Source organism: Shewanella sp. BJSY2023SW001 (assembly GCF_047314685.1).
Taxonomy (GTDB): domain Bacteria; phylum Pseudomonadota; class Gammaproteobacteria; order Enterobacterales; family Shewanellaceae; genus Shewanella; species Shewanella indica.
Genome location: NZ_JBKORF010000065.1, coordinates 16618 through 29875, shown reverse-complemented (window position 1 = coordinate 29875; position 13258 = coordinate 16618). Strand labels below are relative to the sequence as shown.

11 protein-coding genes are annotated in these 13258 nt (G+C 57.1%); 3 read left to right on the top strand and 8 right to left on the bottom strand.

Annotated elements, in window-relative coordinates; genetic code table 11:
* Positions 1–12 precede the first annotated feature (12 nt).
* The 6 genes from ureC to ACMHXH_RS14670 form a co-directional block, all read right to left on the bottom strand.
* On the bottom strand, positions 13–1716 hold the full coding sequence (gene ureC / locus ACMHXH_RS14695) for an urease subunit alpha (RefSeq protein ID WP_251766789.1): 1704 nt from the start codon (positions 1714–1716) through the stop codon (positions 13–15).
* Complete coding sequence (locus ACMHXH_RS14690; protein WP_039033551.1) at positions 1713–2033, bottom strand: urease subunit beta; 321 nt, start codon at positions 2031–2033, stop codon at positions 1713–1715. The genes ureC and ACMHXH_RS14690 overlap by 4 nt, the downstream gene beginning before the upstream one ends.
* A gap of 13 nt (positions 2034–2046) precedes the next feature.
* Complete coding sequence (gene ureA / locus ACMHXH_RS14685) at positions 2047–2349, bottom strand: urease subunit gamma (protein ID WP_039033550.1); 303 nt, start codon at positions 2347–2349, stop codon at positions 2047–2049.
* A gap of 15 nt (positions 2350–2364) precedes the next feature.
* Entirely contained in the window at positions 2365–3210 is an 846-nt protein-coding gene (locus ACMHXH_RS14680) for an urease accessory protein UreD (RefSeq protein ID WP_335911734.1), read from the bottom strand.
* A 215-nt stretch (positions 3211–3425) separates the two neighbouring features.
* Positions 3426–4328 (bottom strand): AraC family transcriptional regulator, encoded by a 903-nt coding sequence (locus ACMHXH_RS14675; protein ID WP_335911736.1) that lies wholly within the window; start codon positions 4326–4328, stop codon positions 3426–3428.
* A gap of 88 nt (positions 4329–4416) precedes the next feature.
* The gene (locus ACMHXH_RS14670) at positions 4417–6309 is read right to left on the bottom strand and encodes an alkaline phosphatase D family protein (protein ID WP_039033549.1); all 1893 of its coding nucleotides are present in this window, start codon (positions 6307–6309) and stop codon (positions 4417–4419) included.
* A gap of 225 nt (positions 6310–6534) precedes the next feature.
* Here ACMHXH_RS14670 and ACMHXH_RS14665 point away from each other — a divergent pair, with 225 nt between their 5' ends.
* Both ACMHXH_RS14665 and ACMHXH_RS14660 read left to right on the top strand, forming a co-directional pair.
* A complete protein-coding gene (locus tag ACMHXH_RS14665) occupies positions 6535–7827 on the top strand; it encodes an ATP-binding protein (protein WP_412498946.1) in 1293 nt (430 codons plus the stop codon).
* Positions 7824–8354 carry a response regulator transcription factor gene (locus ACMHXH_RS14660; protein WP_233962597.1) on the top strand — a complete coding sequence of 177 codons (531 nt, stop codon included), beginning with the start codon at positions 7824–7826 and terminating at the stop codon, positions 8352–8354. The genes ACMHXH_RS14665 and ACMHXH_RS14660 overlap by 4 nt, the downstream gene beginning before the upstream one ends.
* A gap of 118 nt (positions 8355–8472) precedes the next feature.
* Here the strand turns inward: ACMHXH_RS14660 and ACMHXH_RS14655 are convergent, their stop codons facing one another.
* Both ACMHXH_RS14655 and ACMHXH_RS14650 read right to left on the bottom strand, forming a co-directional pair.
* Positions 8473–10518 carry a TonB-dependent receptor gene (locus tag ACMHXH_RS14655; RefSeq protein WP_335911738.1) on the bottom strand — a complete coding sequence of 682 codons (2046 nt, stop codon included), beginning with the start codon at positions 10516–10518 and terminating at the stop codon, positions 8473–8475.
* Between the two features lie 106 nt (positions 10519–10624).
* Complete coding sequence (locus ACMHXH_RS14650; protein ID WP_256213945.1) at positions 10625–11242, bottom strand: response regulator transcription factor; 618 nt, start codon at positions 11240–11242, stop codon at positions 10625–10627.
* 236 nt (positions 11243–11478) lie between these two features.
* On the opposite strand from ACMHXH_RS14650, the gene ACMHXH_RS14645 reads away from it, so the two are divergent.
* Positions 11479–13245 carry a PhnD/SsuA/transferrin family substrate-binding protein gene (locus tag ACMHXH_RS14645; protein WP_144361861.1) on the top strand — a complete coding sequence of 589 codons (1767 nt, stop codon included), beginning with the start codon at positions 11479–11481 and terminating at the stop codon, positions 13243–13245.
* Positions 13246–13258 lie beyond the last annotated feature (13 nt).

Genomic DNA, 13258 nt, shown 5'->3' with positions numbered 1-13258 from the left:
AAGGCCCGAATATCAGAACAGGAAGTAGCGCTGGGTCATGGGCAACTCAGTGGCCGGTTCACACACCAGCGGCACACCATCGGCCTTGACCTCATAGGTTTGGGAATCCAGTTGGATCTCCGGTGTATAGTCGTTATGCAGCATCTGTTTTTTACTTATGTTGCGACAGCCCCTCACTTCACCTATGCGACTCTTGAGCCCCAACTTACCTGGGATATCCGCTGCGATGGCCGCTTTGGACAGAAACAGCATGGAGCTGCTGTGCAGCGCCTGGCCAAAACAGGCATACATGGGGCGATAGTGCACGGGTTGCGGGGTGGGGATGGCTGCATTAATGTCGCCCATAGGGGCATAGGCTGTCAGGCCACACTTGAGCACCAGCGCAGGTTTAACCCCGAAAAATGCCGGATCCCAGAGCACGATATCGGCCAGTTTGCCCGGCTCTATCGAACCCACCTCATGGGCTATGCCATGGGCGATCGCCGGGTTGATGGTGTACTTGGCCAGATAGCGCTTAATGCGCTGGTTGTCGTTGTGCTCCGTGTCTCCCGCCAGAGGCCCGCGCTGCAGCTTCATCTTGTGGGCACACTGCCAGGTACGCATTATCACTTCCCCGACCCGGCCCATGGCCTGGGAGTCGGAGGACATCACTGAGATGGCTCCGAGATCATGCAGTATGTCCTCGGCGGCTATGGTCTCACGGCGAATGCGCGACTCGGCAAAGGCCACATCTTCGGCAATGGCCGGATCCAGGTGATGACAGACCATCAGCATATCCAAGTGCTCATCCACTGTGTTGACAGTGTAAGGCATGGTGGGATTGGTAGAGGCCGGTAGAATATTGGCTTCTCCCACTGACTTGATCACATCCGGGGCATGGCCGCCACCGGCGCCTTCGGTGTGAAACACATGAATGACCCGGCCATCGATCGCCTTGATGGTTTCTTCATAGAAACCGGCTTCGTTGAGTGTGTCCGAGTGAATGGCTACCTGCACATCCATCTCATCGGCCACCTGCAGGCAATGATCTATGGCGGCTGGTGTAGCCCCCCAGTCCTCGTGGATCTTGAAGCCCATGGCACCGGCCGCTATCTGTTCCCGTAGTGCTTCCTTATTGCTGACATTGCCCTTGGCGAACAGGCCTATGTTGATTGGCAGTGAGTCCACGGCTTCCAGCATCCGGTGCATGTTCCAGATCCCAGGAGTGACTGTGGTGGCGTTACTGCCGGCCACAGGTCCTGTGCCGCCACCGATAAAAGTGGTGACGCCACTGACCAAACCTTCTTCGGCCTGTTGTGGGCAGATAAAGTGGATATGGGTATCCACCCCGCCGGCGGTGACCAGCTTGCCTTCACCGGCCACCACTTCGGTTGCCGGGCCAACCACTATGTTGACACCATCCTGCACATCCGGGTTACCGGCCTTGCCTATGGCCTGAATGCGGCCGTCTTTAATGCCTATGTCTGCCTTGACTATGCCCCAGTAATCCAAGATCAGGGCGTTGGTGATCACCAAGTCGACACAGTCGGCCGCCAGTGCCTGGCTCTGACCCATGCCATCGCGGATCACCTTGCCGCCACCGAACTTGACCTCTTCGCCGTAACGGCAGTAATCCTGCTCTACTTCGAGGAAGAGCTCAGTGTCGGCCAGTCGTACTCGGTCGCCCTTGGTTGGGCCATACATGTCGGCGTAGGCCCGTCGTGATAACTTGCTCATTTTGCCTCCAGTGCGCCCATGATGGCGCCGCGAAAACCATAGATGGCCCGGCGACCGCCAAAGGGCACCAGCTCCACGGTTCTTTGCTGGCCGGGCTCGAAACGGATCGCCATGCCGGCCGGAATATTCAGCCTTAACCCCTTGGTTTGCTCGCGCTCGAACGCCAGTTGGGGGTTGACCTCGTAAAAGTGGAAATGCGAGCCGACCTGAATTGGCCTGTCGCCCAGATTAGCCACCGAAATTTTCAACTTGGGCAGGCCAGTATTGATTTCAATGTCGCCCAGTGCCTCATTGAGACGGTATTCGCCCGGGATCATCTGCTGCCTCCAATCAGATTATCGGTTCGTGGATCGACACCAACTTGGTGCCGTCGGGGAAGGTGCATTCCACCTGAATGTCGCTGATCATCTCAGGGACGCCCTCCATCACATCCTCGGCACTGAGTATGGTGCGGCCGTAGTTCATCAATTCGGCTACTGTCTTGCCGTCGCGGGCCCGCTCCATGATTTCACAGGAGATCAGGGCTACCGCTTCCGGGTAGTTCAGCTTCAGGCCTCGGGCCCGGCGACGTTCAGCCACCAGCCCGGCGGTGAACAACAACAGTTTGTCTTTTTCTCTTGGGGTCAATTCCATCTTCTGGTCTCGCTATCAGGTCGCCCAAATCCTTGGCGGCTGCGGCAGACGTCCGTGCCAGTGTTGGTGGATCTGTTGCCAGACGGCAATCAAGGCCGTCATCAGCACTTCGGTTTGGTGTCCCAGCAAACGGATACAAAGAATGCCGTCTACCAGGGTGGCACCGTATTCAAAATCGTTTGTGCCTGCGGCGAAGGTCGTCAATGCCTGGCGTACCAACGCCAGCAGCTGCGCATCGGCGGGGAAAACGTAGCAGTTGCCCTGCATGGGATAGGTTTGCAATCCCGCCAACTGTTCTGGGTTGCCGGCCTGCTGCACCAACAGGCCTTCGGACAGGCGCAGCTCGCCATCCAGATAAATTTGGCTGCGGCCGCGAATATCGCCATGGCTGAAGCATTCCTTGAGCACAGGGCGACCGAAGCAGAGCATCTCCCAGCCGATGAAGCGTGCACCTGTGACCAGCTCTATGCGGGTTTCCAGGCGGGCACAGGCACCGGGGAAAAACAGGGTTTCCTGGGGCAGCCATTCCAGCAGGGCGCCATCGGCCACTTGCAGTTGCAGTTGCTGAGCCGCATATTGGCCGCCGCTGCGGTAAAACTTACCGGCGCCCGGAGTGGTTACCAGGCTGTGGGCACCGCTGTCGGCGGCGATAATAATTTGCAGCTGGTCGCCGCCGACTACACCGCCCGGTGGATGTAATAGATAGGTGTGGCAGACCCCGGCTTCGGCCTGAAACGGGCGCTGCACCAGCAAGGGACCAAATTGTTCCCTTTGCAGCAGCCGGGTTTGCCCCCGTCTGGGGCCATAGCGCAGATAGAGTCGGGCACGCCAGTTGGCATGCGTTACAGGAATTACAGACACACTTACCCCTGCCCAGGAATTGTTAAAAGGCATCTAGTTGTTTGAAAGTTGGACTCGATTTCGATCAGTTCGGCGTCGACCACGCCCTGGATGCACCGCAGAAAACTACGCGGTAGGGCGAAGAGAGAAAGGTCGACGGACGCCGGAGATCATAGGAGTTGTCAAGCATGGCGACAAGAGTCGCCCAAGCGAATTCATTTCGTTATCTGCTCATTTTATTTCGCAGTTGTTGTTTCCGGAGTTTTCGCCAGCACCAGTGATGGACGTCTGTGCCCAGGTGAGCCGCTATCCTTGAGGGCAAACAGCGCCAGAATGTCGTTGCCGCTGCGGGAATGACTGCGAAACTGCAGCGGTGTCATTCCCTGATGCTGCTTGAACTTGTCGCAGAAATAGGCCGGGCTGTGAAACCCGGACAGCTTGCTGACCCGGCTGACCGGGAAGTCGGTGAAGGTCAAATAGTTGAGAGCCACCCCCATGCGCACTTCCAGCAATAACTTACTGAAACTGTAGCCTTCCTGTTGCAAGTGACGCCTGAGTGTGGCCGGGCTGGTATACAGACGGGCGGCGACTTGTTCCAGGGTCCATTTATGACCGGGATCTGTCATGATCAGGCGTGCCAATGCTCTTTCCCTGGGTTCGTCATATTTGACTCTGAGGGTATTGAACAGATCGACTCCGGCGGCCAGTATCGCCTTGAGGATAAAGTACTGACATTGGCGCAGCAGACAGGGGGCCTGGGGGGTTGGGCTCACCAGTTCATGGGTGAGTCGCAGCAGTTCAAAGTTGTCTCTGGCGGCATCCGGCGTACTCAGGGCGTAGCGGCGATAGTGACCATCTGTCTGACATTGGCCCGGCAGATAGTCGACGGCCAACTCTTCCAGCAAAGCTTCATCCAGCGTCAGCGTTTGTAGCGTCAGCGGTTGCTGCGCCGCTTCTATATGACAGGAGATGTGGGCAAAACGGGGAATGATCAGCAGAGTATCCTGGTTCACGTTCAGTCGCTCACCATTGATACTGACCCAGCCATGAGCGGAGTGCAGACGCACCAAAAGCGCGTTATCTATATAAAATTCGCGCAGTTCTATATGTCTGGATGAGTCGATATGTCGGTATTGCATCGTGAGTCTGGCCCGGGATGAATGCCTGTATTATAACCTGAGCCGGCTTGTCACCAAGCCGGGCAGAATAAAATTAGCTCCCCGGGTTTCAGTCGCGACTGTCTTTGGGGGCTTGAAACTCGGTCAGGCTCATATCGGCGTGCAGTACGGCTATCCGCTTGGGGGCGCCGTTTTCTGCCAGTTCCAGAAGGCCGATACCGCTTTGGTTGACCAGGCGCTTGCTGGGGGCTCCATTGGGGCGGCGGCCGCGGATCGACATGCGTTTGCGTTTGGTCAGCAGATTGAGCGGCGAGAAATGACCATAGAGCCAGCCGTTGAGCTTATCAAATACAGGCAGCAGCTTTTCCGGGAACTGATTTTTGATGCCGCTGGCGGTGACCTGGTAGATGTTGGGACTGGCACGGCGAAAGCGGATCCCTATGTCATAAGCAAAGGAGTAATGCACATCGCCGGAGAGGATCACAAACTCCTGCGGGGTACGTCTGTGCATGAAGATCGACAGCAGGGCGTTGGCGGCGCCTGGGTGCGCCATCCAGTTTTCGGCGTCCACCAGCAGCGAAGCCCCGATCAGGGTCGCCGTGCGCTGCACCGCCTCAATCAGCTTGACCCCGAAAATCGGTGCCGCCGACACTATGATGACCTTATCCTGCCCCAGCAGTGCCTGCTGCAGATCCATCAGCGCCTCCCAGTCCATCAACCCGGAAGGCTTGGCCAGGTTGGATTCGCTGCGCCAGCGGCGGGTACGGGTATCCAGTACTACCATTCTGGGTTGAGTATCCAGGGTGTAGTGCCAGTTCTCACACTTGAGCAGCTTGTCTATCAGGGCATCCTGGCGCTCACTGTCGGCCAGATAAAGGCCGCTCAGCTCTTCGAAAAAGTCGGTAAACCTCTTGGGTTGATTGCCAAGGGCCTGAAACAGGGTGTAACCCAGCAGGGCATTGCCTATGATGCGCTTGGAGAAGGCGTGACCATAGGCGGCCTCTTCCCAGCGGGCAGTGAGGTTCCAGTCGTCGGTGATGTCATGATCATCGAAGATCATATAAGTAGGCAGATGCGCCAGCAGGCGCCTAACCTTGCCAAGACCCGCCTTGAATTCCAATAGATGTTGCCACTGGGTCTGCCACTCCTGTGCCCGTTTGCCGGTCAGCCCGGGTAACTGCTGCGGCAGTTCCAGTTGCTGCCACAGTTCCGGTGACCAGATTAAAAGATACAGGGCCGTGACTTCGGCGAAGCTCAGCAGATGGTTTTCAGCCATCGAAGAGGTGAATATGGGGTGATTGATATACCAGCGCCAAAGTGCTGTCTTGGCCGGATACTGGGTACGGGGCAAGAGCTGTTTTGGCCTTTGGTAGAGGGAGTCAGGGCCATAATCTATCTGCGCCGAGTCTTTGAGTGGGGCGTCACTAAAGCTTTCCTGCTTTAGTCCCAGCAGCTCGATTACCTGGGCAATGGCCACCAGGGTGGGGCCGGCCACGTCATCGACATAGAGCTGATCGCCGCTCAGCATCAGTAGCGCCGGGCGCTCGCCTGGGGCATTGTTCTGCTCCAGCAGAGTATCGGCCGCCACCAGTGCATCGCCGCTGTGATGATGCGGGTTGCGACAGGAGCCGTGCAGCAAACGATCCAGCCTGGGCTGCAGCACCAGCTCGGGGGTGGATTTGTCCGGATAACACAGACCTTCGATATCGGCGAACAGCGACTGACCATCGGCATCTTCCAAGCTATAACCCACGGCTTGCCCTTGGGGCAGTAATCCGGGAACTTCCAGATGCAGCAGATACTGCCAGGCGTGTTTACCTAGTTGTACTCGGTGCACTTGTTCTTCATTCAGCGGCAAGGGCGCCGACTTGTGACTCAACTTAAGCGTTAATTGCGGGCTCAACGGTTTGCTGCTGACCCACCAGAGGGTGAAATGGTCCCGGTCACAGTGGCGCAATATTGGGCCGGCCAGGATCAGCGGCAAGGAAGAGGAAGTGGTCATCGGCGGGTTCTGCAGCCTCTCAGGAATGAAAAAGGGTGAATCCACAGGGTAAACAAGTGCTTTGGCTTTGAAAAGCCCCTAAAATGTGAAGCCTTGTTAATGATGTAAAGCGGCCGTGCCGAGGTGTCGACGGCAGACATTGACACTCCAGAGCCTCGCAATGCCATAGCCAACTTGGTATACCTGCCGATTCAATGCTTTTGCAGGTTTTCGGATGATAAACGGATGAAAAGTACCCCGATGGGAATGACTGGCTTATTTGGCCGAACCGGTGGCCTGGCGGCGGCCGATCAACTGGCGTTGCTGCGCGTCCTGGGGTTGCTGCTGCAATTGGGGTTGACCCTGCTCGGCAGTGACGCCTTTGGCCTGACGCTGCAACCTGAACCCTTGTGGTGGGTGTTCGGGCTGGAAAGTGCCTATCTGGCCTTGACCCTGTGGTTGCGTCATCCTCTTTATCGTCAGAGTGCCGGTATCTTTATCGCCCTGTTGCTGGACACCCTGTTCTGGATCTCCTGGCTGTGGTTTTCCGGTGGTGCTACCAATGCCTTTATTTCGCTGCTGCTGGTGCCGATTGCGCTGGCGGCGGTCACCTTGCCCGCCTGGGGCAGTTGGAGCCTGGCTGCGTTGTCGACCCTGGCCTATAGCCTGATGATCTTAAGCTTGCCGGAAGGCCATATCCGTCATCAGGGTATGGATATGAGTTCACACTTCCTGGGGATGTGGCTCAACTTTGTGGTGTCGGCACTGGTGTTGACCACCAGTGTCGCCCTGATAAGCCGTCGTCTGCGGCGCCAGGATACCGAGCTCGGTTGGCTGAGGGAAAATCAGCTGCGGCAGGAACAGCTGCTGGCGTTGGGCACAGCTTCGGCGCAGATGGCACACCAGTTGGCAACGCCACTGGCGAGCCTGAGATTACTGCTGGATGAAGCCATGGAAGAGGGTTTGGATGCCGAAGCGCAGGTGCAAATGGGCCAGGCGTTGTCCCGCTGTGAAGTCACACTCAATGAATTGCGCCGCGCCACCGAATCGATTCGTGAGCGTCGCCGCCAGGCCGTGACATTGGTGGCACTGGGGCAAAATATGCGCCAGCAACTCATGCTGTTGATGCCAGAGGTGGATTTCAGCCTCACCTTGCCTGCAGCTCTGACTGAACGTGAAATTATCACAGATGCCAGCCTGTTACCGGCACTGTTGGCGCTGGTGGATAACGCCGCCAAGGCCAGCCTTAACAATATAGGCGAGCCTAAGGTTGAAATTGGCTTCGACTCCCTCGGTGATACTCGGCTTGAAATTAACATCAAGGATTATGGCCGCGGCATAGAGGCCCATCTCTTGGGTGAGCTTGGACTGATGCCGGTGGCGAGCCGCACAGGTATGGGGGTTGCCGTACTCTTGAGTCACGCCAGTCTGGAGAAGCTGGGGGGCGAGCTGGTACTGCACAACGGCCCACAGGGCTGTGAGGCGCGTATCAGTCTGCCCTTATTGCCGGTTTCTGCCAGTAAAGGAGATGCGGCATGAAGCGGTTATTGATAGTTGAAGATGACCTGGCGCTGGCAGCCATTCTGAAACGGCGCATGCAGCGGCATGATTTCGAGTGCTGCCATGCCGAAGATGCCAGCCAAGCACTGCTCAGCGCCCGCAGCTGGCAGCCGAGCCATGTGCTGCTGGATATGAAGTTGGCGCAAAGCAACGGCCTTAGCCTGATAGTGCCGCTGCGAGCCAGCCTGCCCAAGGCCTGTATTGTGTTGCTCACCGGCTTTGCCAGCATAGCCACTGCGGTGGAGGCGGTGAAACTGGGGGCAGACAACTACCTGGCCAAGCCGGCCGACACCCGGACACTGCTGGCAGCACTCAAAGTCGAGCCTAAACCCCATACGGCTTCATCCTTGCCTGATGAAACCCCGCTGCACCCCAAGCGCTTGGAGTGGGAATATATTCAGCAGGTACTCAATGCCAATAAGGGCAATGTCTCGGCCACCGCCCGCCAGTTGGGAATGCATCGCCGCACCCTGCAACGTAAGCTGGCCAAGAAGCCTGTTGCTTAAAAAAATCCCGGCCTTCCGAGACGAGAAAAGGCCGGGGCAGGTTCAATTGCAGTGGAAATCTCAACGGCTTGCGGGAGCACGGTGAGGATGAACCCTTAAGCGGGCAACCGGGGCGCCCTTAAAAACGGTACTCGCCCATGACCCAGGCGTTGAGACCGGGTTGTGGTAAGCGCTCGCCGACGGCGATATCCCCGCCCATTACCCGGTTATAGCCGGCGAGATGATCGACATATTCTCTATCCAGCAGGTTATCGACTCCGGCCTTGAGCATAAAGCTGTCACCGCGGTAACCGGCCGCCAGATTCACCAAGCCATAGCCTGCAGTTTCCTGCTCCAGCTGAGTGGCCGAGACCTTATCCTGGGCGGCAACCGCTACTGTCTCCAGGCGGGCAAACCAGCTGCCCTGATCCCAGTTGAGTCCCAGAGTCAGGTTGGGCGGGGCGATACGGTAAAGCTTGTCTTCCACGTCGCGGCGCTCACCATAGGTATAGGCCGCTTGCAGATCCAGGCTCCACTGTTCATGCAACTGCCAGTGGGCGTTGATATCCATGCCGTAGAGCAGGGCGTCGGTATTGCTGAACACCAAGGTGTTGGCATCGCCGGCGGCGATAACGGCAGGATCATCCGTGGGCAGGCCCTGAATATAGTTGTCTATCCTTTGGACAAACACCCTAGGGGTCAGGTTGAAATCCTGGCGGTGTAAATCCAGCCCCAGCTCCAGTTGCCAGGCGGTTTCCAGATCCAAGTCCATCTGGCCCACATAGGTGCGGCCATCGGCCAGCCCGCCGGTGGACTGCATCGGCACCCAGAGATAGCGCTGTTGATAGCTGGCACTGGCCTGTTTTCGTGCCAGGCCGATTATGGCATCCAGCTCATTGTCGATTTCGAAGCGACCGTTGATCACCAAGTCCAACCCGGTATCGTTTTGGCTGCGATCGGCCTGATTGAATCTGTCCATCAGGGTCTTGATTGCCGGTTTCATGGCCGCCATAGAGTGACTCACGGCATCGGCATCAAACCTGTAGTGTTTCACCCGGCTGCCCAGTTGCCAGCTCCAGCGGCCAAAATCCTGTTGCCATTGGGCGTAGAGGCTATAAACACTGTCGTTGATACCGTTGAAGTTATCCACCCGGAACTTGCTGTTGCTCGGGTCTGTCACCACAGTATCGTGTTCGGCATGGCGCCAATCAAAGCCAAATTCCCAGCTGTCTTTCGCCATTTGCCAATGGCCATCGAAACTTTTGGAGTCGGCTATGGTGTAGCGCGGTGCCATGGTAGGCATTTTCATCCGTAGGCTGAAGTTGTCCATGCCGTGACGGGCATCGCTGTAGCCCAGATGCCAGCGCATTTGCCAATCGGCCAGCAGGTGCTCACCACTGAGTTTGAATCTGTCTGTGCGGATATAGTCGATATCCATCGGCAGCGCCGGGGTGGCGGCATCTGTGGTTTCCAGATGCTGGAACGAGAAGGCTATCGACTCATCATCGGCGTTGCTGTCGGCCAGGTTAAATCTGTATTCACCGCCGAACACCTGCTTGTCGTAGACCCCTGGCAGTAATCTGTGGTTATCGCCGCTCTCGGGCACATCATTGCCCTTGAACAAGTCGCCATACAGCATGAGTGCCTGACGCTCACCGCCGAAGTTGCTCTTGACGCCGATGCGACTCTGCTCGCCATTATGCTGGTATTGGCCGCTGATCAGGCCGCTGACTTCATCGAAACGGGCCTGGGACTCCACTACCCGGATACTGCCACCCAAGGTATCGACGCCGCTGGCGACTGGGGCTATGCCGCGATCCAGTTCGAGTTGCTCTGTGATTACAGGCACGGCATAACTCAAGGGAGTATCCATGGCGTTGGGACCGGCGCCGGCCATGCTCATGCCGCCAACCTGGGTTTCGACTCTATCGCCAAAGAGGCCTCGGTACTGGGCTATGCCGGTAAGTGGGCCGTTACTGTTGACGTTGGCGCCGGGCAGTGACTTGAGCAGACCACTGATATCGGCCTTGGGCGCGGTGGCTTCAGGCGAGGTCTGCAGCACGCTGCTCTGTACGCTGCCGCGTACCACCAGCACTTCCATGGGAGAATCACTGGCCTTGGCGGCTGAGCCCAGACCGATTATTGGCAGTAAAGCCAGAGCGAGAGGAGAAGGTGAAAAGCGCATATCTTATTGATTTTGGTTGTTTTGAATGGCCCATTCTGGGTCTTGTGCGCGGATGGGGCAAAGCTAAACAGCCAAAGTGCGACAAGCTGTCGCACCCGGAAGAGGGTCAAACCAAGGGTGTGAACTTGATCAGTTCGGCAATACTGTGGACGCCAAGCTTTTTCATGATCTTGGCCCTATGTACCTCTATGGTTCGCAGCGACAGATAGAGAGCTTCGGACATCTGTTTATTGGTCATTCCCTGCACCAGAAGTTGCAATACCTGCTGCTCGCGCTCGGTCAGGGTGGCGTATTTCTGCTGCAGTTGCTGCTGTTCATGGGTCTTGAGGCTGTAGTCGAAGGCTTTTTCGATGGCGGCGGCCAGCGCCTTGCCGGCCACGGGTTTCTGGAAAAAGTCGCAGGCTCCCTGACGAAAGGCGTCAACGGCCATTGGCAGATCGCCATGGCCGGTAAGAAAGATGATCCCCAAGGGACTGTTGGCCTCCAGTAGTCTCTGCTGCACCTGCTGGCCTGTGAGTTCAGGCATGCGGCTGTCGAGGATCACGCAGCCAGGCGCCTCCAACTCAGCGTCCTGGAGAAATGCCTGGCCGCTGTCAAAGGCTTGCAGCCGATAACCGAATTGGCTCAGCATAAAGCCGAGTGAATCCCGGACGGCGGCATCGTCGTCCACCAAATAAAGCGCTACGTCAGTCACATACTTGCCTCTCTCAGGTGAATAAGCCAATCCTAATCTTTGTCGCAGTGAGGCTCAAACTCGGTTGTTGGCTTTTAGAGCCAGATCACTGAGGTGTTGGCCGACATTTGCCCTCCATCAAGTTATTTTTTCGCTGTCTGTATTAGCTTATCTTCATGGATAAAAGGGGAGTGGGAATGGCCAGAATATTAATCTTGATACTGTTGTTAGGGGCCGGGTGTGCTTCGGCTTCGGCGCAACTGTATGAACCGGCGACTGATGCCGAAATGGGTGACGAGCCCATAGAGGCTGTGTTTCGGGTCGGAGTGCTGGCCAATCATGGTGTGGCTCAAGCCAAAGAGAGATGGCGCCCCATGATGCAATATCTCAGCCAAGAACTTCCAGGAAATCGCTTCGAGGTCGAACCGCTGACTTTTGAGCAAATGAGCCAGCAATTGCTGGAGCACAGGATCCACTTTATCGTGACCAACCCAGGGCAATACCTTAGCCTCAGCAGCAAGCTGCCCCTGTCGTGGCTGGCTACCATGCGTAGTCGCAAGCACTTGGGAACTACCTTTGCTATCAGCTCGGCTATCATAGTGCGGGCCGACAGCCCGGTGCGCAATATTGAGGAGCTGCGTGGTGCTACTGTGGTGGCCAGCGATCCTCAGGCGCTGGGGGGATATCAGGCGACAGTAGGCTTGCTCAACAAGCGTGGCTTTGCTGCCAAGCGTTTTTTCGGCGAAGTGCGTTTTTTGGGGTTTCCGCTGGAGCCTCTGGTTTACCAGGTGCGTGACCGCACTGTCGATGCCGCCATTACTCCCTTCTGTACCCTGGAGGAGATGGTGGAAACCGGCTTGGTGCAACGTCAGGACTATCGGGTAATCAACGGCGTCAAGCCCGAGGGCTATGATTGTGAAACCAGCAGTGCCCTTTATCCCAACTGGTCATTTGCCGCCTCTGATCTGGTGCCCAGTCATATCACCCAAGCGGTGACCCGGGCGCTGTTCGACTTGCCTTCCGACTCTGAAGCGGCGATCAAGGCCGACACCATGGGCTGGACAGCTCCTATCAGTCAGCTCAAGGTGATAAAGCTATATGAGGAGCTGGATCTTCACGGCGGCCCACCTCCTCTTTATGAAGCCGCCATCGACTGGGTACGCAAGAACAAGGAGTGGGGCGGAGCGCTGCTGTTACTGTTCCTGATCTCCACTCTCTACCACCTGTGGCTGGAATATAAGTTTCGCCAGAAGAGTGAATTCCTGTTGGCAACAGAGCGGCAACTGCGGGACAAAGAGTTGCAACTGGAACGAATGCAAAGTGCCGCTATTCTGGGCGAAATTGGTGCAGGGCTGGCGCATGAGCTCAATCAGCCGATTGCCGCTATTACCCAATACAGTGAAGGCGCCATGATGGTGCTGGAGCAGCGCGCCGCCGAGGGCTGTGGCGAGCGCGCCGATGCCATGCGTGAGGTGCTGACCAAGATCAATAATCAGTCTATCCGCGCAGGGGCCGTGGTGCATCGTATTCGCGGTTTGCTGCGTCGGCGCCGGGCCGAATCTGAGCCAGTGGTGATAGAGTCACTGCTCAGGGATGCACTGGCGTTGTTTCAGCGGCCGATGGAGCAGCAGGGGGTTGAGCTCAAAATAAGTCGTCGCGGGTCGGAGCGGCCATTGCTGGGGGATGCTGTAGGGCTGAGTCAGATGCTGGTTAACCTGCTGAAAAATGCCATGGATGCCCTGGATGAAGTTTCGGGTAAACGGGAGATCCAACTCAAACTCGACTATCAGGCCGCGCCCCCAGCCGCCGGGACCAAGGGAGAGTGGTTGCTGTTGGAACTCTTGGATACAGGCATAGGCCTCAGCGCCTCGGCGGCGGAGTTGATGCTGTCTTTTGCTACCACCAAGGAGGATGGCTTGGGGCTGGGATTGGCTATCTGCCGCGACGTGGTGAGCCAGCATAATGGTCATCTGGAGCTGGAAAACCGCCGCGAGTGCCGCGGCTGCCGAGTGCGGGTGTGGCTGCCTCTGGGGGCAACAGCCCGGAATGAATGATTATCCTTGACTC

Excerpts from the sequence above, each read along its gene's own strand:
- ACMHXH_RS14660 (WP_233962597.1), top strand. The coding sequence starts at position 7,824 with ATGAAGCGGTTATTGATAGTTGAAGATGACCTGGCGCTGGCAGCCATT.
- ACMHXH_RS14675 (WP_335911736.1), bottom strand. The coding sequence starts at position 4,328 with ATGCAATACCGACATATCGACTCATCCAGACATATAGAACTGCGCGAA.
- ACMHXH_RS14645 (WP_144361861.1), top strand. The coding sequence starts at position 11,479 with ATGGGTGACGAGCCCATAGAGGCTGTGTTTCGGGTCGGAGTGCTGGCC.
- ACMHXH_RS14670 (WP_039033549.1), bottom strand. The coding sequence starts at position 6,309 with ATGACCACTTCCTCTTCCTTGCCGCTGATCCTGGCCGGCCCAATATTG.
- ACMHXH_RS14655 (WP_335911738.1), bottom strand. The coding sequence starts at position 10,518 with ATGCGCTTTTCACCTTCTCCTCTCGCTCTGGCTTTACTGCCAATAATC.
- ureC (WP_251766789.1), bottom strand. The coding sequence starts at position 1,716 with ATGAGCAAGTTATCACGACGGGCCTACGCCGACATGTATGGCCCAACC.
- ACMHXH_RS14665 (WP_412498946.1), top strand. The coding sequence starts at position 6,535 with ATGAAAAGTACCCCGATGGGAATGACTGGCTTATTTGGCCGAACCGGT.
- ACMHXH_RS14690 (WP_039033551.1), bottom strand. The coding sequence starts at position 2,033 with ATGATCCCGGGCGAATACCGTCTCAATGAGGCACTGGGCGACATTGAA.
- ureA (WP_039033550.1), bottom strand. The coding sequence starts at position 2,349 with ATGGAATTGACCCCAAGAGAAAAAGACAAACTGTTGTTGTTCACCGCC.